This is a genomic window from Paracoccus onubensis (assembly GCF_003591515.1).
GTDB lineage: Bacteria > Pseudomonadota > Alphaproteobacteria > Rhodobacterales > Rhodobacteraceae > Paracoccus > Paracoccus onubensis.
Genome location: NZ_QZCG01000001.1, coordinates 452,214 through 471,526 on the forward strand (window position 1 = coordinate 452,214; position 19,313 = coordinate 471,526).

Genomic DNA, 19,313 nt, shown 5'->3' on the forward strand with positions numbered 1-19,313 from the left:
GCCCGGCATCAGAGACGGTTGAATCGCCGAAGATCGTTCAGATAAAAGCGCGTCAGCTGTCCGAGGCGTTCAAAGCGCCCGTCAGGATATCGAGATTCCCGATAAGGGATGTATAGCCGCCGCCCGAAATATAGGTACTGCCCGGATTCAGATACACGACATTTCCGTTTTTCCAGGCTTTCGTGCTCTCGACCAAAGGGTTCTTCAGCGTTACTTCCGCCGAAGTCCCATCCTGTCCGACTGCCGCCCCGCGATCCAGAACAATCAGCCAGTCGGGATCGTGCTGAGCAATGAATTCATGGCTGATCGCATTGCCGTGGGTATCCGTTTTCAGGCCGGTTGCCGCCTCTTGCAGTCCGGTTGCGTCGAACACCCAGCCAAACCGGGAACCCTTGCCGAAAGCCGACATTTTCGGCCCATTGGTCAGGACCATCAGAGCGGTGCCCTTACCCTCGCCCGCTTCCCGCGCTTCGGTCAGTTTCTGATCCAGAGTCGCGACCAGCTCCGCGGCTTTGTCCTGCTTGCCGAACAGTTCCCCATAGGCTGCGATATGCGCCTTGGCATCGGATACGAGATCGGCGCCGATCGTCATGTCGATAGCCGTGGCAACTTGCGACACGGCATCAAGCTGTGTGGCGGAACGCCCTCCGACCACGATGAGATCGGGTTCCAGCGTAGCCAATGCTTCGAGATTGGGTTCGAAGAGCGTACCGACGGGTTGGGCGACCTTTGCCACGTCGTCCAGATAGTCGACCAGGATATTGTCCGGACGGCCCGCAGGCAGAACACCCAATGCATGTAAACTATCGATTGCGGCGACGTCCAGAATGGCCACTTTTTCCGGCTGTTCAGGCAAGGTTACCTCGCCTTGCGCGGTGGTGATGGTCACGTCTGCTGCGGATGCAGCGGCGCAGAACGACAGGACAAACAGCCCCGACAGCGGGATGTAACGCATTGGATTTCTTTCCTCGACATTGGATCTCGCCGGATAATCGGCCCGTATCAGAAGGATGAATTATCCCTCTCCTTAGGGCGTGTAAATAATGTCAGGGTAATTTAATCAGGAATTGAGTGGCAAATCGATTTGCCTGTTGCCGTGCATCACGAATCCGATGCCATTTCATTCCGGCGCCGGACGTCATGGAAAACCGCGCCGATTGCATGCAAGCCGAACCGGTCCGGCGGCAGGGCAGTACGGAATCCGTAGCGGCGGTTCTCCCCATACGCATTTCCTTGCGCCGGGTTTGAGTAATTTTACCTAAGCAATCTTACGCATATCCAGGCCACTGTCAGATCGTCTATACGCATCCCTATTAACGACGAGCATTTTAGGGTGAACATGTCACTTCACGATTGAGCCCGCGCCTTCATTGGTGCGGGCATGTTCATGTGCCGGTCTTATTCGCCGTCTTCCTTACCCGCATCGTCTTCATCATCCGTGCCGGGGCGCTTTTCATCCTCGTCATCAAGAGATTTGACCGCGTCCTTCAGCTTGTCACGCTCTTTCTTTGCCTTTTCCCGGGTCCGATCCTTTTCGGGCTGATCTGTCATAGCCGCCTCCATTGGTTGCGTTGTAATACAACGCCTGTCACGCAGATCGGTTGCCGTCGACCCGCACCGTTCCGCTTGACGCGACATGCTTTTGCGGCCTGAGACGGGGATGGATTTCCGTCACGGACAATCCAGCGAATTTCCACAATCTGTTCCGCTACATGGCTGTTGCCCGGTCTGGGCATTCCTGCAAGCGGAGGAGTCGGAAGGGATAGGCGGGAAGTCGCCTCATCGTCAAAGCGCTGTCGTATCTTTCACATCATTTTCATACAGTCCGATCAATCCAGCGCGGCACCAAGAGGATAGCATTGATGTTCCGGCAATTTTTTACCTTTGGACTGGTATTTCTGACGGCTGCACCGCTTTATGCCGCGCCCCGGGATTATGAGGACAGCCTTCCTGCGGATGTGCTTGGCATGACTCCGAAAGAGGCGAAGATGGATGGCGACAGGCTGATCGTCTTTTACGGTGAATCGATCGGACGTGCGACCGTCACGATAATGCCCGCACCGGATGCCGACCCGAACAGCGCCAGCGCAAATGCCGAAGCTCCGGAAGGCCAAACGCCTGCTGCGCAACTCGTGTTGACGCAGCAATTAAGCCAGAATTTATCTCGTGGCACGAATGCTTTGGGGGATGACTATAAGACGGAGCCTGCCCGGATCGACGGTCTGGAGGTGGATGATAAATCGGCAATTTGCGGCATTATCGAGCGCAGGCAGGCGGAAGAGCAGGTTGCTGACGGGAAAGAGCCGATGATCTTGCTGGACAGGGTATGCACCGCGCAGCTGGGAGATGATGTGGTTTCGGTTTACGTGACCACCCCGATCTCGGAAAACATGCGCGAAAAGCTGACCAAGGACCAGCTGGGCTTCTCGGCCATTGTCATCGCGACCCTGACGGATGAGATGCGGCAAAAATAGCCATATTGGACCAAGCTTCGAATGGCATGCGGATCAGCCCATGCCGGTAGCTTGCCGTTGACGCCATGAACGGCCAATATGAAATCGCTCATATATCGGAGGTCATGAGATGAAGCGTTTCGCTATCCCTGCCATAATCGGCCTTGCCGCCGCCACGCCGGTTTCTGCTGCGCTCAGCGGGTATTGGGATAGTTCCAAGGTCATTCACGCCATTCTGGGCAATGAGCGGGTGGCTGACGCCCTCAGGCAGCAACCCATCGAAAGCATCATCAGTATCGAGAACGGCTATCAGATCGCCACTCAGGACTGCCAGGTCGAGGTTCAGGTGAGCCGCATCGCGCCCGACAGACCGGGCCCGGCGCGGTTCAGCCTGCAAATCGGACCGGGACAATGCTCCTGACCGGATAATCTGGTCCGGCTGAACCGTGACGATTCGTTCAGGATGCGACGACTCCAAAGCTGCTTATTTCCGGTACAGCTCTGGAGCCGCAGTTGAACAGAGACGGGAATCCTGATCGTCATAAGGGCTTAGAAAGCCCGGGGATTGCCGTGGAAGTAAAGAGGCTCGGTTCCGGCGGGTTTACGACCGCTTCTTACCGATGCTCCAGCACGCAGGAACGCGAAAACGGTTGCGAGGAAGCTGCCACGTTTGACGGCAGGGGCGTAATGTTCGATGTTCGTATAGGCCATGATTTCTACTCCATATGCTTGAGTGTGTGCTCAACGATACGGACTATATAGGGACCGTAATTGGAATTAGTTATACCAGAGTGCGCATAGCTGTTTTGCACTCGCAGCATAGCTTTTCCGCGCATGCATCATCTGCCTGAATTTAGCCGCAGGGCTATCGCCGAAGGTGCAGGTGAATCTGGTGAAGCCGAGGGGAATCGAACCAATGCCTGTCCAGTCAGAATCTTATTTTTACAGAATTGTTATTATTTTATTTTTTGCTGTCAGTCTGTTTCTGCCCTTCAAGTATCGCAACGATTTTTGCAGCAAAATATGCAGCAGAATTCGAGGGCCGTCGCGCCGGAATACCGGTCGACTTGGCCACGGTGCGCGCCCTTGGAGAATGATATGACGCACAATGGTGAGCGACGATGGCAGGCATTTTCCGAGAGGAATGACTTGGCACTTCCGGCGGGTTGTCCCGGCAGAATTCCGCTCCGGTGTCCAGCGTCATCCTCCGTCCCCTTCTGTGCGGGCATGGAAGATGAAACCGAGGAAGTTCAGCAGCACCTGCGCGGCAAGGATGGCGGTGCTGCCAGAGTGGTCATAGTCGGGCGCGACCTCCACCAGATCGACGCCGACCACCTCGTGCCGCCCCGCAAGGGCCTGCAGCATTTCCAACACCTCGTAATAGAGGAAACCGCCATGGCTGGGCGTGCCTGTGCCCGGCGCAATCGAAGGGCAGAAGCCGTCGATATCGATGGTGACATATACCCGTGCGCCCTTGGGAATGCGATCGATCACCCCTTGCGGCCCCAGCGCCCGCATCTGTCGCACCGAGAGAATGTCCGAACCCATCGCCCGGGCGGCGTCATAGCCCTCTTTCGCGGTCGAGGACACGTTGCGGATGCCGACCTGCGTCAAACCGGTGACATAAGGTTTTTCCGCCGCACGCCGCATCGGGTTGCCATGACCGTTGCGGACACCATGGCGCTCATCGACAAAATCCAGATGTGCGTCAATCTGAAGAATATGGATATCGCCCCGCCCCTCGAAAGCGTCGATGCAGGGGATGTTGACAGAATGGTCGCCGCCGATCACGACCGGCAATGCGCCCGCGTCGAGAATGGCGTTCACACCTGCCTTGATATTGGCGTGGCTTGTCGTGGTGTCGGTATGCACGATATCGGCATCACCGATATCCACCATCTGCACCTCACCGCCCAGATAGGTGCAGTCATCTTCGTGGTCATAGGCCCCGGCATGGCCGAAGCTGAACAGAGTTGACGCTTCGCGCACCGCGCGGGGACCAAAGCGCGCGCCAGCCCGATACTGCGTGCCGAAATCGAAGGGTGCACCCAGCACGGCGATATCCGCATCGATCTGCGTCCAGTCGCCAACATAAGGCCGCTTGCCAAAGGTCGAGATGCCGACGAAGGGAAGGTTGAGGCGGCCGGAGTGATAGGAATGGGCATTCACGGATGATATCCTTAGGTTTGGAATTAAATGAAGGTGGCAGAGCCGCTATTCGTCCTTGAGCCTGGACCCGGCGCGGCCTGCGGTACTGATCGCAATCGCGGCAAAGGTCACCACCGCCGCGCCGACCAGATACCAGGCCGGGGCCAGCTTCGAACCGGTGACACCGATCAGCCAGGTTGCGATCAGCGGAGCGGTGCCGCCAAAAAGCGCATTGGCGCTGTTGAAGCTGAGCGCGAAGCCCGAGAAGCGCACCCGGGTCGGGAACAACTCGCACAGAAAAGTCGGTAGTGTCCCGCCATTCATCGACAGCAGCGCACCGAACAGCGCCCAGACGCCCAGGATGATGAAGAAGCCGGTCGAGGGGACACCGGTAAAGACCGCGCCGGACAGCAGCACGAACATCGGCACGGTCAGGATGGCAAACAATACCGAGCAGGCCATCAGTACCTTTTTGCGCCCGATATGATCAGACAGCGCACCCATCAGAAAGATCGAACCCAGATAGACCGCGAGCGAGGCGGTCGAGCCGATGAAGGCGGCGGTCTCGGAAATACCGAGTTCGGTCGAGAGATAGATCGGCATGTAGCTCAGCACCAGATAGAAACCGACCGCATTGAGAAGTGTGCCACCGAAGGCGATCAGCACTTCCCGGCAATGACTGGTCAACAGCTCGATCACAGGGGTTTGCGGCACATGCTGCGCCTCTTCCAACGCCTTGAAATGCGGGGTCTCGTCCAGCCTGCGGCGGATATAGACGCCGACATAGCCTAGCGGCAGCGCCATCAGGAACGGCAGGCGCCAGCCCCAGGAGTGCAATTGTTCCGTCGTCAGCAGGCCATGCAGGATCGCCACGAAAAGCGAGGCTGCAAGCAGACCCGCCGCCTCGCCCGCGGGTACGAGACAGGTCATCATGCCGCGTTTGTTGTCGGGCGCGTATTCGGCCAGAAAGGACGCGGCTCCGGCATATTCGCCGGACGCGGCAAAGCCCTGCACCAGTCGGGCGACAAGCAACAATCCCGCCGCCCAAAGGCCGACCGATTCATAGGTGGGCAGGAACGCGATCACGAAGGTCGCCGCCGACATGATGAAGATCGACAGCGAAAGGGTTTTCTGCCGCCCGATCCTGTCGCCGAAATGACCCCAGATGATTCCGCCGATCGGGCGCACGATGAATGACAGGGCGAAGACCGCATAAGTCGCGAGCAGCGCGGTACGGGCGTCGGTTCCGGGAAAGAAGACGACGGCGATCACCGTGGCGAGAAAGCCGTAGGACGCATAGTCGAACCACTCGACAAAAGTGCCTATGAAGCTTGCCATCCCGGCTCGACGCAATACGATGCCTGTCGGATTGACGCCGGGAACGGTGATGCCGGGCGGGTCGGTAACGGTGTCTGTCATTGCGAAGGTCTCCTCCCATTCGCCTAGACGACACACCATCCTGCAGCGCTGATCCGGACCTGTCTGGGGTCGGATTTCCCTTCAGAGCGGTGTGCGATCCCAAAAATCTCGCCGGCCAGTCTTGCTGTCGCGAATAACTGTATAAAAGCTGAAGTTAATAATGTTCATATCAGAATTGGTGATGTAATAATTCGGCATGCGGATCAGCGATTTCACCCTGCGCAATCTGCGCACATTCTGTGCGGTGGCCGAACATGGCGGTTTTCTGGGTGCACAAGCGATGCTTGGAATGAGCCAGCCGGCGATCAGCGCTCATATCAAGGATCTGGAGGTCGGGCTTGGCTTTTCGCTCTGCCGTCGCGGCCGCGGTGGTTTTGCGCTGACCGAGAAGGGCAAGGACGTCTATGCCCATGCCAAGGACATGCTTTCGGGCATCGAGGATTGCGAGGCGCGGCTGGGCGCATTGCGGCAGGTGCTGACCGGGCATCTGCGGGTGGGTCTCGTCGACAGCGAGGCCGATAATCCCGATCTGCCCGTGCATCGCGCCATCCGCCGATTCTTTTCGCGCGAGCAAGAGGTGCGTCTGAGCCTTGAGGTCGGCACGCCCGAGGCCCTTGCCAAGGCCCTGCAAACCGGCGAGGTCCATGTCGCCATCGGTCCCTTTCCCAACCGCCAGCCGAATATCGACTACTCGCCGATCTATGCCGAGGAACACGCCCTGTTCTGCGGCCGCGATCACCCGCTGTTCATGCGCCCTGCCGCTGAAATCACGACAGCGATGTTGTCCCCTTATCCGATGACGGTGAGGCCTTATCTGCAGCGTGCAGAGCTTTCAGCCCTTCAGGATGCGCATGTGACCGCCTCTGTCTCCAACATGGAGGCGCAGGCGATCCTGATCCGAAGCGGTTGTTTCCTCGGCTTTCTGCCGGTGCATTTCGCGCGGAAATGGCTGAGCGATGGCCAGATGCGCCGGATAGACCTGCCCGGTCTCGGCTGGCGCTCGCAATTCCATATCGCGCAGCGCGTCCAGCCTGAACCGACCGGGATCGCCCGATTGTTCGTGCGAGATGTAAAGCAGGAGTTGATCCCGCATCAGGTATGAGTGTCTGCCCCTTGCCAGAATAACATCCCGCTCCGTCTCGGCATGTAATCGGGTGATGGGTGCAGTTAATGCCTCTGTCCAACGATGTTCTCGAATTTTGCGACATCCGCTATGCCGCGATCGATAGTGTCGGCTTTTGATAGCGGACACTATGAGGCAGCGAACGATGCTGCCAACGAATACCCATCCCATCACGACCAAGGACTCCACGGCAATATAGATCGCATCCAGCACGACAAGCTGAACCGTGAGTGAGCTTTCGCCGTCTTGCATAATGAACAGAGGCACGAATGCCGTGAACAGCAGGATAGGCTTGGGATTGGTCACGGCAACCAGGAACTCACGTCATGCGAGAGCAGAAGTGTCCTGGTTGCGGGGTGGGTCATTTATGGCCCCCCGTTCATGACCGATCATCATCGTTGACCGCCCCCGATGCTCCGAATTTGCGATCATAGATCCGACACGAAGGACATCATGCTCGCGGTTTTTACGCGATTTTTACGCGACACCCGGAAAATTCACATATCGCCTTAACGCAACTTTGCGCGATGGCTGCTGCGATTGAACATGCAGGAGCTGAATATGGCTGATCTGATTTACCTGGCGCTTGGCATTGGCGCCTTTGTCGCCTTTGCCCTGACGCCCCGCCTGATCGAACGATTGTGAGGCCGAAATGCTGGACCTCATTCTGGGCCTCGCCGTCGCGGCAGGGATTTTCGTCTTTCTGATCCTGACGCTGGCGCGTCAAGGCCGTTCATAAGGAGACGGTCATGCCCGATCTGATCGGATATATCCTTTATGCATTCGCGTTGACCGGAGGCGGCTATCTGCTGGCCTCCCATATGACGCGCGTCTATGCCGGAGAAGGGAACCTGCTCTCGCGGTTTCTTGCCCCGGTCGAAAGGGGTTTCTACAGTCTGGCCGGTATCCGGCCCGGCGCGTCGCAGGGCTGGCGGGGCTATACAATAGCGGTCCTGACCTTCAACCTTGCTGGTTTCTGCCTGCTCTACGTTATCCTGCGATCGCAGAACCTGCTTCCGTTAAACCCGGACGGAATCGCGGCGATGTCCCCGGATCTGGCCTTCAACACGGCTGTCAGCTTTGTCACCAACACCAACTGGCAGGCTTATTCCGGCGAGGCCCAGCTTTCCTACCTTGCCCAGATGGCCGGACTGACTGTGCAGAACTTCGTTTCTGCCGCGACGGGCATGGCCGTGGCGGTCGCTGTGATCCGGGGCTTTACCGGTCCGAAAAACAGCGGGCTGGGGAATTTCTGGTGCGACATGACGCGATCGGTGCTTTATGTCCTGCTGCCGCTTTCGGTCATTCTGGGGTTGATCCTGATCCTTCAGGGCGTGCCCCAGACATTGCTGGGAGCGGCCCATGTCACGACGCTTGAAGGCGCCGATCAGGTGATCGCGCGCGGTCCGGCAGCCAGCCAGATCGCCATCAAGCAACTGGGCACGAATGGCGGCGGGTTCTTCGGCGTGAACTCTGCCCATCCGTTCGAGAACCCGACCATCGTCTCGAACATGTTCCAGACGCTTGCGATTCTGCTGATTCCGGTATCCTTCTGCTTTCTGTTCGGCCGCATGGCGCAGGACAAGCGGCAGGGATGGGCGATCTTCGCCGCGATGGCCGTGATGTTCGCGCTGGGGCTGGCGGTGATCCATTTCGGCGAAGCCGGAGGCAACCCACTGCTGGGTGCCGGGCCGAACATGGAGGGCAAGGAAACCCGCTTTGGCGCTGCGCTTTCGGCGCTCTGGGCCGAGGCCACGACCGCCGCCTCAAACGGCTCGGTCAACGCCATGCATGACAGTTTCATGCCGCTGTCCGGCCTTGTCACCATGGTCAACATGCAGATCGGCGAAGTGATCTTTGGCGGCGTCGGCGCGGGTCTCTATGGCATGCTGCTTTATGTCGTGCTTGCCGTGTTCCTGGCCGGCCTGATGGTCGGACGCTCGCCCGAATATCTGGGCCGCAAGATAGAAGGACGCGAGGTCACGCTGGCGATGCTGGCATTCCTGTCGATGCCGTTGGGTATTCTTGTCGGCGGCGCGATTTCTGCCACCGTGCCGATGGCGCTGCAATCCGTGCAGGATGCCGGACCGCACGGGCTGAGCGAGATCCTCTACAGCTATTCCTCGGCGGTTGGAAATAACGGTTCGGCATTCGCGGGCTGGGGTGCGGCGGAGCCCTGGCAGACCACGGCACTTGGCCTCGCGATGCTGCTGGGGCGCTATGCGATCATCGTGCCGATGCTGGCCATCGCCGGATCGCTGATCGACAAGCAGAAAAGCCCGTCCACCGCCGGAACCTTCCCCACGCATGGGCCGCTATTCGTGACGCTTCTGATCGTCACCGTGGTGATCTTCGGGGCGCTGACATTCTTCCCGGTTCTCGCCCTTGGACCCATCGCCGAGCATACGGCGGTGATCGCCGGGCAAGGCTATTGAACCATGTCGCGGCCTGCATCTCTGGCCGCGATGCGATCTCTCAATTCAAGGACAAAGAAGATGTCCCATAGTGAACTTGTCCCAAAGGGGCTTTACATGGCGGCGCTGAAAACCGCCTTCACCAAGCTTGACCCTCGCCAATTGATGGGGAATGCCGTCATCTTCGTGACCGCCATCGTGGCCGCAATGACCACCCTGTTGGCCCTGCGCGATGCCGCCTTTGGTGCGGATGATGCCGCTGTCAGCCTGCAAATCGCCTTCTGGCTTTGGGTCTGCGTGCTGTTCGCGAATTTTGCCGAAGCGCTGGCCGAAGGGCGCGGCAAGGCGCGGGCCGACAGCCTGCGTGCCACCAAGGCGGAAACCGTCGTGAAATTGCTTGCGAGTGAGGATGATACGGCACCAAAGGAAACGGCGTCGTCCTCATTGCGCAAGGGACAGCTTGTTCTGGTCGAGGCAGGCGATCTCATTCCGACGGATGCAGAGGTGGTTCGCGGCGTCGCTTCTGTCGATGAAAGCGCGATCACCGGAGAAAGCGCCCCGGTGATCCGCGAAAGCGGCGGTGACAGATCCAGCGTGACCGGCGGAACGCGGATCGTCTCGGACAGTCTGGTCCTGAAGATTACCGCCGAGCCGGGCAAAAGTTTTCTTGACCGGATGATTGCGATGGTCGAGGGGGCCGAACGGCAAAAGACTCCGAACGAGATCGCCCTGAATATCCTGTTGGCGGGCCTGACCCTGATCTTCCTGCTTGTGGTTGTCACGCTTGAACCCTTTGCCCGTTATTCCGGGCTGGTGATCCCTGTGGTGACGCTTGCCGCGCTTTTCGTCACGCTGATCCCCACGACCATCGGCGGTCTTCTTTCCGCCATCGGGATCGCGGGGATGGACCGTCTCGTCCGCGCCAATGTCATCGCCAAGTCGGGCCGCGCGGTAGAAGCGGCGGGAGATGTCGACACGCTGCTGCTTGACAAGACCGGAACCATCACCTTCGGCAACCGGATGGCCGATGCCTTTGTTCCTGCGCGTGGCGTCAGCGAAAGGCAGCTTGCGCAGGCGGCGTTTCTGGCCTCGCTTGCCGATGAAACGCCCGAGGGGAAATCCATCGTCGATCTGGCCGAAAGACTGCTTGGCGCATTGGATCACCAGCCGGAGCCGGGTTCCGAGCCTGTCGCTTTCTCGGCCCAGACCCGGCTTTCCGGCGTGGATTTTTCCGGGACCCGCCTGCGCAAGGGTGCCACCGATTCAATCGAGGCTTTCGTGGGCACGCCGACGGATCCGGCGTTGCGGGCCAAAGTCGATGAGATCGCGCGATCGGGCGGCACGCCGCTGCTGGTGGCCGAGAATGACCGCATTCTGGGCGCGATCCATCTGAAGGATGTGATCAAACCCGGTATGCGAGAGCGTTTCGCCGAACTCAGGGCCATGGGAATTCGCACCGTGATGATTACCGGCGACAACCCTTTGACGGCTGCTGCCATTGCCGCCGAGGCCGGGGTGGACGATTTTCTGGCCGAAGCAACGCCCGAGATGAAGCTGGAATATATCCGCAGGGAACAAGAGGGCGGCCGGCTGGTCGCCATGTGCGGCGACGGATCGAATGACGCGCCGGCACTGGCGCAGGCGGATGTCGGGGTGGCGATGAATCTGGGCACGCCCGCAGCCAAGGAGGCCGCGAACCTGATCGATCTCGACAGCGACCCGACAAAGCTGATCGAGGTGGTGATGGTGGGCAAGCAATTGCTGATCTCACGCGGTGCATTGACCACCTTTTCCATCGCCAACGATGTCGCGAAATATTTCGCCATTCTGCCTGCGATTTTCGTCGCGGCCTTTCCGGGACTGGGCGTTCTGAACATCATGAGCCTGTCCTCTCCGCAAAGCGCCCTGCTGTCGGCGGTGATCTTCAACGCGCTGGTCATCTTCGCGTTGATCCCTCTTGCCCTGCGCGGCGTGAAATACACACCGGCAAGCGCCGCCGCCCTGCTGCGGCGCAACCTGATCATCTACGGACTCGGCGGGCTGATCGTGCCATTTGTCGGCATCAAGGCCATAGATTTGGCCGTGACCGCCTTTGGCCTCGTATAAGGAGCCATGACCATGCTTATTCACATCCGCCGCGCATGCACGATGCTTGCCGCCATGCTGCTGCTGACCGGACTGGCCTATCCTCTTGCCATGACCGGAATCGCGTCGGTCATCGCGCCGCAAGCTGCAACCGGAAGTCTGATCATGCGGAACGATGGCGTAGCGGTGGGCTCTGCCCTTATCGGGCAGGAATTCACGCAACCCGTTTACCTGCATCCGCGCCCTTCGGCAGTGGATTACGACGCGGCATCCTCGGGCGCGTCGAATCTGGGGCCGAGTTCGGCAGAACTGCATAATACGGTCAAGGCACGCCGCGATGCCTGGGAAAGCCTGAACAACGGCATCGCCCCGATCGATGCGGTCACGGCATCCGCTTCGGGTCTTGATCCCGATATCTCACCGCAGAACGCACGCGGACAGGCACAGCGTATTGCCAGCGCGCGAGACGTGGATCCGGAACAAGTGCTTGCGATCATCGACGCGAATATACAAAATCCGCTATTGGGGATTTATGGTCAGCCGCGTGTCAATGTCCTGATGACCAATCTGGCCCTTGATGCGGAACTTGCCCCGCGACCCGCCCCGACGGAGTAACCAATGTCCGACGCGTCCCGCCCTGAACCCGAGGCGTTGCTGAAGGAAGCTCGCCGCGAGGGTCGGGGGAAGCTGAAAATCTTTCTGGGTGCTGCGCCGGGCGTCGGCAAGACTTATGCGATGCTGGAGGCCGCGCGGAGACGCGCGGCCGATGGCGAGAATGTGCTGGCGGGCGTGGTGGAAACCCATGGCCGGGCCGAAACCGAAGCGATGCTGCGCGATCTCCGCGCGCTGCCTCGCCAGCCCTTCTATCATCGCGGCAAAATCCTGCACGAGATGGATCTCGAAGGATTGATTGCGGCGAAGCCGGATCTCGCGTTGATCGATGAACTGGCCCATTCCAACCTGTCGGGCAATCGTCATGAAAAGCGCTGGCAGGATATCGAAGAGGTGCTGTCGGCCGGGATCGACGTCTATACGACATTGAACGTGCAGCATGTCGAGACGCTGAATGACACCGTCGCCCGGATCACGGGGGTGCGGGTGCGCGAGACGGTTCCTGACCGCGTGCTGGAGATGGCCGATGAGATCGAGCTGATCGATCTGCCGCCTGATGAATTGCTTGAACGGCTTCGGGCCGGGAAGGTTTATGTTCAGGATCAGGCGGCGCGGGCGGTGGCGAATTTCTTTGCCAAGGGGAACCTGACCGCATTGCGGGAACTGGCGATGCGCACTGCCGCCGACCGGGTGGATGCCGAGCTCAGACAGCATATGGCCGCCAATGCCATCGCCGGGCCGTGGCCGACACAGGAACGGCTTCTGGTGGTCATACCGGAAGGTGCCGTGGGGCGCGATGCGGTTCGGATCGGCAAACGTTCGGCGGATCGCGCGCGGGTCGAGTGGTTTGCGGTGGCCCTGACCAGCGTGCGCGATGAAATCCGAACCACAACGATGCAGGAAAGCCGTGCCGATGCTCTTCGGCTGGCCGAGAGACTTGGGGCCGAAGTCACGATCCAGCAAACGGAACGGAACCCGGCCGAGGAGGTGACAGGCTTCGCCGAGCGGCTGAATATCCGCCGGATCGTCGTGCCACGCCCACCCAGGCGCAACCCGTTGCTGCGCCAGTTCGCGCCGACCCATCACGAACAACTGGTGTCGGGCCTCGTGAGAGAGGCAACCAGGTTCGAATTAACTCTGGTCACCGATGACGAGCGGCCGGCACGGCAGAGGCAACGCCTGAAACCCCCTGCCATGCCGGACATGCTGCGCATGATGGGGTTCATATTGCTTGCCGTGACCGGAACCACGGTGCTGGCCAAGGCGGCCGAGCATTTTATCCCGGTGGTCAGCCTGTCGCTTCTCTACATGACGACAGTTGTCGCGATGGCCTCGCGTTTCGGAAGAGGACCGGCCATCGCCACTGCGGGCCTGAGTTTTCTGACCTATAATCTCCTGTTCACGTCCCCGGTTCACACGTTCCGCATCTGGGATCAGGGCCAGCTTCTGACGCTGGTTCTGTTCCTCGTCGCATCAATCCTGACGGGCAATCTCGCTGCCCGCCTTCGCGATCGGGCCATGGCTCAACGTGCCATCGCCGAACGAACCGGCAAGCTTTACGAATTCTCGCGCAGGGCGGCGGCGGCGGCATCTTTCGATGATGTGGTCTGGGCCGCCGTCAGCCATGTCGCAACGGTCCTGCATTGCGAGTCGGTCCTGCTGGTTCCCAAGGAAATCGCCGGGCTTACCATCGTGGGGGCCTTTCCGCCCGAAGACAGGCTGGCGGATCGGGAAATGTCCGCCGCACGCTATTGTTTCACCCATGGAGAGGCGGCGGGCCACGGATCTGATACGCTGCCGACCTCCCGCTGGCTCTTCGTGCCGCTCAGCGCTTCGGACCGGCGGATCGGTGTTCTTGGGATTTCCTTTTCGGACGGACGGCAAATCGCCCAAAACGACCGGCGGCTTCTGGAGGCGCTTGCCGATCAGGTTGTGCTGGCGCTTGAACGTATCCGGCTGACCGAGGATCTGGCGCAGACACGCGTGGTCTCCGAGGCGGAGCGGTTGCGTTCGGCGCTTCTGTCTTCGGTCAGCCACGACCTGCGTACGCCACTGGTCTCGATCCTCGGTGCGGCGGAGGGGTTGGAGCATCCCCGTCTCACAAAGGAGGGACAGCGTAGCCTGATCGAAACCGTGCGGGAGGAAGGCGAGCGGCTTGACCGTTATATCCAGAATCTGCTGGATATGACGCGGTTGGGCCATGGCGCGCTAAAGCCGAACGCCATCCCTTCCGATTTGCGTGAGCTTGTCGGCATGGCGCGCCATCGGTTGCGCGGACCGTTGCGCACTCACCCGATAAGCGTGCAAATGCCCGAGGATATGGCTCCGGTCCATGTCGATCCGGTATTGATGGAACAAGTCCTCGTCAATATCCTCGACAATGCGGCGAAATATTCCGCACCATCTACACCCGTCCGGATAACAGTAGAAGTCCAGCGCGCCCATGCGATCCTATCCATAGAAGATGACGGTCCAGGCCTGCCTATCGGCGCGGCGGATCGGGTTTTCGACATGTTCTGGCGGGCAGAGCAAGGTGATGGCGGGCAGGCTGGGACCGGTCTTGGACTTGCTATCTGTCGTGGAATTGTCGAAGCCCATGGAGGAGAGATCCATGCCGAGCCTGCCCGCGAAAGTGGCCGGGGAACGCGCATCGTGATGGAGCTGCCATTGTCGAACCCGGAGACCTTCTTGTGACCTCACGCATCCTCATCGTCGATGACGAGGCTCCGATCCGGCGTTTTTTGCGGGTTGCACTGGAAACCGAGGGTTACATCGTTTCCGAGGCGGCAACGGCACATGAGGCGGTTGCCGTGGCGGCGAGAGAGGCGCCGGCGGCGATGATCCTCGATATGGGCCTGCCGGATGCCGATGGCATTACGGTCATCGAGAAATTGCGCGAATGGTCGCATCTGCCCGTCCTGGTTCTGTCGGTGAGAAGCGACGACGCGGGCAAGATCGCAGCGCTCGATGCAGGCGCACAGGATTATGTGACAAAGCCCTTCTCGACCGGAGAACTGCTTGCCCGGTTGCGCGGCCTGTTGCGCGATTATACGCGCGAGGCCGCGCCAGCAACCCTGACGCTCGGCCCGCTACAGATCGATATCGCGGACCACCGTGCCATCCTGGAAGGAGAAAACCTGAATCTGACCCGGAAGGAGTTTGACCTGTTATGGCTGCTTGCCTCGCATGCCGGGCGGCTGGTGACGCATGACATGATCCTCAAGGCGATCTGGGGACCGGCGCATACGGAGGACAGTCAGTATCTGCGGGTCTATATCCGGCATTTGCGCAGCAAACTGGGCGATGATGCGGCGAATCCGCGATGGATATTCACCGAGCCCGGCATCGGATACAGGCTGGCGGACGGATAGCATCATCAAGAGCAACGGCCTTCATCCTGTGGGATGATGACATCTTTCGGCGAACGGAATCGATGTCAAAGCATGACAGAGATTACGACAGCAATGTCCGTTCTGACGAAATGCTGCGGCAGTCATGCCGCCTCGCCGCAGGTCCGGTTTCCGCGCATCTCTTCACCTCGTGCCGCAACGCCGACCGGGCAGAAGCTCTGCGCGCCTGTCTCAGCCCCCTCAGCATCTCGGACGATCTGGACGATGTCGCTGAGGATCGGTTCCCGCCGCAGCAACAATTTCGATCAGCTCCACCACATCGATCCGCCGCTCGCCGTTCTCATACTTTGCTATAAAAGACTGCGGGCGCTTCAGACGCTCTGCCAGTTCGGTCCGGGTTTGCCCTGCGTCAGGCCGGGCTTGTTTGAGGGTTGCCATCAAAGCCAGATGACCAGGACTGCGCAGGGTTCTGCCCATCCTTGAATTCCAGATGAATCCGGAATTCGGATCGTGGCGTCTGGGGAATATCCCATTTTGGGCTATTCCGTGCTGGACATGTTTGCATTTTTAATTTCAGGACGAACCGATGTCTCAACAATGCCCATATTGCATGACCGAAATCCACGCAGACGCCACCACCTGCTAAGCCTGTGGAGCCATCCATGGGGTGTGGGGGCGTTCGGTCGAAAACCGGCGCCGGGCATCGACCTTTATGCTCGGCATAGCTGTATTCTTTGTCCTGGCCGGCATAGGCTTCGGCATGCTGGTGGCGTCGGATTACCCGACGACCTTTTCGACGGTATGATCGCCTGGTTCTGACGACGGACACTCATTTGCCCCGTCGTTTCCAGCCGTTCCAGCAGAACCGTATCGGGATCGGCCTGCCGGATCGCGGCGATCAGCCCGCCGGAAACGATGGCATGAACCCTCTCGGCCTCCTGACGACCGTATCCTGCAGGCCCAGCTCAAGGCGTTGCTCCTCCTCGTCGGCACAACGATGGGCTTCGTTGACACGCTCTACGGCAATGTCTTTTGCCTTCTGCGCCTTCAGCTACCCTGCTCTGCCTTCTACGCCGCCCTGTCCAGGCGGCGGCGCGGCCCCGTCCGGGCCTGCCCATGCTTCGCCCCGACCTCGGCATGACAGCGGTCCTGCCAGCCGCGCATCGCCTGCTTGTAGCGGCGCGATGACGAGCCGAACCAACGCTGTGCCTTGTGCTTGCCCTGCAAGCGATGGCCCTCGTGGCAGCGCTTGGCCTTCATACGCATATTGTCATCTGCACATATGGGCATGGCCAGCACATGCAGATGCAGACAGGTCGCTTCGTCGCGACATCGGTCGGTTGGATAGGCCTTCAATATCTCCAGAGATTTCGCCGCCGCCCCGCGTGCGCGTGCGCGCGAAGGTGGTTTATGGATGGTTTGGGCCCCTCGGTGGGCCCGTCTCGTCATCGGGTTCGGCAATACCCTCCAGGGTGCGGACAGCGGCAAGGGAAATGCGATAGACGACGGTGAAACCGTTCTTGCAGGCACGGCGGCCGGTCTCGATCAGGATGCCTTCGTTCAGGAACTCGCTGATGGGGGTAGTAACGTAAACGGCCACGACATCCTCACCGATCTGTGCCGCGCATACCCGGTTCAGCAGGAACATCAGCTCCTTTCCTGCGGCAACCTGATCCTCGTCCTGTTCACGCTCGATGATGCCGCAGATGGCGGCTTTGTCGTCGTCCATCTTCGCCTCTCTTGGCGGCATGCCCAGCACGTCCGCTGGTAGGCTGCCCTGATAATCCTGGGGGGCGGCATGAAGCGGCGAGGTAGTCAGTATAACCAATCCAGCAGCAAGAATTTTCTGAAATATCGGCCCATCCTTCCGATGTGCGTCGCGGTGATGACCGGAGAGTATGAAAGGGATGTGACGGGATAGACCACTCTTCCGAGATGAAGCCGTTTCCTGCTCGTCCATGACCAAGCCCCCCGCACTCGGCAGAGGCTTCGATCGGCCAGTTTTTGGTATGAGGACATCCGGACAAACTCACCTGTCCGAGAAAAGACGCGTTATTTCATCTGCCTGTTTCAAAGTTTGTGGACAATCCTAGAGTTCTTAAAAATGAGGGAAATCACATGTCCATTTCCATGCCAGGCATCGGTGCCGCTGCGTCTTCCAGTGTCAATTCAGCGTTCGACAACCACCTGACCATCGCAAAATCGAGCAAAGTAATCGCTGACTTTATGGCCTCGACCGGCCGTAGCGCGATCTCGAAACAGGATCTCCAGAACTTCGCCGGAAACTCGTCGGGCAATGTCCCGTCGGATGTGTCGGCGGCAGCGTCTTATCTTCTGAAGCACGAAGACGCATTCACGGCGATCGAAACCCATGACGTCCCGCAAAAGGATGATTATTCCGGCGTGTGGAACTTCGAATGGGCAGCAGATGGCGGGCTGGACGGTACCGCTATTGATGCTATTGCCAAGATGGAGGACGCTTTCGACCGCGCGATTGAGAAATCTTCGGAAATCACCGAGAAAACCACGATCGCCAAGACCGAACTGGACGCTTCGAAACAGCGCCCGCAGAACTGATAACGCACAACAGGATGGTCCGGCGCGTCGGTTGCGCCGAGCCATCCTATTGTCTGGCCATGCCCCGCAGCATGTCAAAACGAGTCTCGAGTGCGTCGATCTGATCCAGCATCAGCGGCAGCAGGAAGATTATATAAAACACAATCAGCAGCGCATAGACCAGGTTCTTGATCGCCAGGGACAGGTCGAAGATGTGCAATTGTGGTGCCATGCGCGACAAAAACGCCATCATAACATCAGTGATCAGGATCGCGATGATGATGGGGCCCGTCAACACCAGCGCGGTACGCAGCAGCGAATCGAGCACCGACAGGATCGCCGTTGGCGCGCCCGCATCCATGATCGGGGTGAAACTGCCCGGCCGCCAAAGGTCATAGCTGTCATAAAACGCCCCCAGCAGAAACAAAAAGCCGCCTGACATGAAGAATAACGCGATTATGCAGATATTCAGCAAGGTCGCCGTGACCGAGCTTTCGCCTGACGATAGCGGATCAACAAGCTGGGACATGGTCGATCCGCGCTGGAGGTCAATCAACTCGCCGGCCGCCTCGGCCGCCCAGAACGGGATACCGAAAGCCAGACCGATGACGGCCCCGATCGACATCTCCTTGACGATCAACCCGGCAAGGGTCAGCGCATCAGGCATGTCGGTCGATTGCAGCGATATGAAGATGAAAGGCACGACAGGAATCGCGATCGCAAAGGCCACGGCCGAGCGCATTATTCCTGTCAGTCCAAGCCGCGTGAAGGCCGGTGTCAACATAATTACCCCCATGGCGCGGGCCATGGCGATCGATGTCGCAATCAACAGTGGATAGGCAAGCTGTGTGATTGCCGCGGTGAGCGCGCCCAAATCCATTGTCTAGCGCGTGACTTCAGGAAAGATGTCCAGCATCCGTCCTGTCAAATTGCCGACCTGCACCGCCATCAGGCTGCCCAGAAAAATCACGACCAACATTACCGCGATCAGCTTGACCGCCTGCGGCAGCGTTTGATCCTGAATCTGGGTAAGGGCCTGAAACAAGCCTACCGCAATCCCTATGATAATAGCGACGACCAGTGCAGGCGCCGAGACGATCAGCACGGTCATCAATGCCCGGTTCATCTCACCAAGGAAAAGTTCCTGCCCCAA

General features: G+C 59.3%; 20 protein-coding genes. 9 read left to right on the forward strand and 11 right to left on the reverse strand.

Annotation, left to right across the window (positions count from 1 at the left end; all coding sequences use genetic code 11):
- Nucleotides 1-52: 52 nt before the first annotated feature.
- Nucleotides 53-955: a siderophore ABC transporter substrate-binding protein gene (locus D3P04_RS02220; RefSeq protein ID WP_119745434.1), complete on the reverse strand. Its 903-nt coding sequence runs from the start codon at nucleotides 953-955 to the stop codon at nucleotides 53-55.
- Between the two features lie 443 nt (nucleotides 956-1,398).
- Nucleotides 1,399-1,551, reverse strand: a complete 153-nt coding sequence (locus tag D3P04_RS23230) for a hypothetical protein (RefSeq protein ID WP_182912706.1) — start codon at nucleotides 1,549-1,551, stop codon at nucleotides 1,399-1,401.
- A 311-nt stretch (nucleotides 1,552-1,862) separates the two neighbouring features.
- Between D3P04_RS23230 and D3P04_RS02225 the strand changes: the two genes are divergently transcribed.
- Together D3P04_RS02225 and D3P04_RS02230 are read left to right on the forward strand one after the other, a co-directional pair.
- Nucleotides 1,863-2,474 carry a hypothetical protein gene (locus D3P04_RS02225; RefSeq protein WP_119745436.1) on the forward strand — a complete coding sequence of 204 codons (612 nt, stop codon included), beginning with the start codon at nucleotides 1,863-1,865 and terminating at the stop codon, nucleotides 2,472-2,474.
- A gap of 109 nt (nucleotides 2,475-2,583) precedes the next feature.
- On the forward strand, nucleotides 2,584-2,874 hold the full coding sequence (locus tag D3P04_RS02230) for a hypothetical protein (RefSeq protein WP_119745438.1): 291 nt from the start codon (nucleotides 2,584-2,586) through the stop codon (nucleotides 2,872-2,874).
- 128 nt (nucleotides 2,875-3,002) lie between these two features.
- Here D3P04_RS02230 and D3P04_RS23235 read toward each other — a convergent pair whose 3' ends face one another.
- From D3P04_RS23235 to D3P04_RS02240, 4 genes are all read right to left on the reverse strand, one after another.
- Nucleotides 3,003-3,164: a hypothetical protein gene (locus D3P04_RS23235; RefSeq protein ID WP_182912707.1), complete on the reverse strand. Its 162-nt coding sequence runs from the start codon at nucleotides 3,162-3,164 to the stop codon at nucleotides 3,003-3,005.
- A 250-nt stretch (nucleotides 3,165-3,414) separates the two neighbouring features.
- Nucleotides 3,415-3,657, reverse strand: coding sequence for a hypothetical protein (locus tag D3P04_RS23045; RefSeq protein ID WP_147391865.1), 243 nt, complete (start codon nucleotides 3,655-3,657; stop codon nucleotides 3,415-3,417).
- Complete coding sequence (gene speB, locus D3P04_RS02235) at nucleotides 3,654-4,622, reverse strand: agmatinase (protein WP_119745440.1); 969 nt, start codon at nucleotides 4,620-4,622, stop codon at nucleotides 3,654-3,656. Before speB ends, D3P04_RS23045 begins: the two co-directional genes overlap by 4 nt.
- 45 nt (nucleotides 4,623-4,667) lie before the next feature.
- Nucleotides 4,668-6,020: an MFS transporter gene (locus D3P04_RS02240; protein ID WP_119745442.1), complete on the reverse strand. Its 1,353-nt coding sequence runs from the start codon at nucleotides 6,018-6,020 to the stop codon at nucleotides 4,668-4,670.
- A gap of 196 nt (nucleotides 6,021-6,216) precedes the next feature.
- Between D3P04_RS02240 and D3P04_RS02245 the strand changes: the two genes are divergently transcribed.
- The 6 genes from D3P04_RS02245 (at nucleotide 6,217) to D3P04_RS02275 (ending at nucleotide 15,625) form a co-directional block, all read left to right on the forward strand.
- On the forward strand, nucleotides 6,217-7,122 hold the full coding sequence (locus D3P04_RS02245) for a LysR family transcriptional regulator (protein ID WP_220475244.1): 906 nt from the start codon (nucleotides 6,217-6,219) through the stop codon (nucleotides 7,120-7,122).
- A 770-nt stretch (nucleotides 7,123-7,892) separates the two neighbouring features.
- Entirely contained in the window at nucleotides 7,893-9,578 is a 1,686-nt protein-coding gene (gene kdpA / locus D3P04_RS02255) for a potassium-transporting ATPase subunit KdpA (RefSeq protein WP_119745446.1), read from the forward strand.
- Nucleotides 9,579-9,638: 60 nt separating this feature from the next.
- Nucleotides 9,639-11,663, forward strand: coding sequence for a potassium-transporting ATPase subunit KdpB (gene kdpB, locus D3P04_RS02260; RefSeq protein WP_119745448.1), 2,025 nt, complete (start codon nucleotides 9,639-9,641; stop codon nucleotides 11,661-11,663).
- 12 nt (nucleotides 11,664-11,675) lie between these two features.
- Nucleotides 11,676-12,257, forward strand: a complete 582-nt coding sequence (gene kdpC, locus D3P04_RS02265) for a potassium-transporting ATPase subunit KdpC (RefSeq protein WP_119745659.1) — start codon at nucleotides 11,676-11,678, stop codon at nucleotides 12,255-12,257.
- Nucleotides 12,258-12,260: 3 nt separating this feature from the next.
- Entirely contained in the window at nucleotides 12,261-14,948 is a 2,688-nt protein-coding gene (locus D3P04_RS02270; RefSeq protein ID WP_119745450.1) for a sensor histidine kinase, read from the forward strand.
- Nucleotides 14,945-15,625, forward strand: coding sequence for a response regulator (locus tag D3P04_RS02275; RefSeq protein WP_232844858.1), 681 nt, complete (start codon nucleotides 14,945-14,947; stop codon nucleotides 15,623-15,625). The genes D3P04_RS02270 and D3P04_RS02275 overlap by 4 nt, the downstream gene beginning before the upstream one ends.
- A 219-nt stretch (nucleotides 15,626-15,844) precedes the next feature.
- On the opposite strand, the gene D3P04_RS02280 is transcribed toward D3P04_RS02275, so the two are convergent.
- The 3 genes from D3P04_RS02280 to D3P04_RS23635 form a co-directional block, all read right to left on the reverse strand.
- On the reverse strand, nucleotides 15,845-16,081 hold the full coding sequence (locus tag D3P04_RS02280; protein ID WP_119745454.1) for a helix-turn-helix domain-containing protein: 237 nt from the start codon (nucleotides 16,079-16,081) through the stop codon (nucleotides 15,845-15,847).
- Nucleotides 16,082-16,672: 591 nt separating this feature from the next.
- Complete coding sequence (locus tag D3P04_RS23630) at nucleotides 16,673-16,870, reverse strand: hypothetical protein (protein ID WP_232844859.1); 198 nt, start codon at nucleotides 16,868-16,870, stop codon at nucleotides 16,673-16,675.
- A gap of 142 nt (nucleotides 16,871-17,012) precedes the next feature.
- The gene (locus tag D3P04_RS23635) at nucleotides 17,013-17,333 is read right to left on the reverse strand and encodes a hypothetical protein (RefSeq protein WP_232844860.1); all 321 of its coding nucleotides are present in this window, start codon (nucleotides 17,331-17,333) and stop codon (nucleotides 17,013-17,015) included.
- A 389-nt stretch (nucleotides 17,334-17,722) separates the two neighbouring features.
- On the opposite strand from D3P04_RS23635, the gene D3P04_RS02295 reads away from it, so the two are divergent.
- Nucleotides 17,723-18,181 carry a hypothetical protein gene (locus tag D3P04_RS02295; protein WP_119745456.1) on the forward strand — a complete coding sequence of 153 codons (459 nt, stop codon included), beginning with the start codon at nucleotides 17,723-17,725 and terminating at the stop codon, nucleotides 18,179-18,181.
- 46 nt (nucleotides 18,182-18,227) lie between these two features.
- On the opposite strand, the gene sctT is transcribed toward D3P04_RS02295, so the two are convergent.
- Nucleotides 18,228-19,034: a type III secretion system export apparatus subunit SctT gene (gene sctT, locus D3P04_RS02300; protein WP_182912708.1), complete on the reverse strand. Its 807-nt coding sequence runs from the start codon at nucleotides 19,032-19,034 to the stop codon at nucleotides 18,228-18,230.
- A 9-nt stretch (nucleotides 19,035-19,043) separates the two neighbouring features.
- Nucleotides 19,044-19,286, reverse strand: a complete 243-nt coding sequence (locus tag D3P04_RS02305) for an EscS/YscS/HrcS family type III secretion system export apparatus protein (protein ID WP_220475257.1) — start codon at nucleotides 19,284-19,286, stop codon at nucleotides 19,044-19,046.
- Nucleotides 19,287-19,313 lie beyond the last annotated feature (27 nt).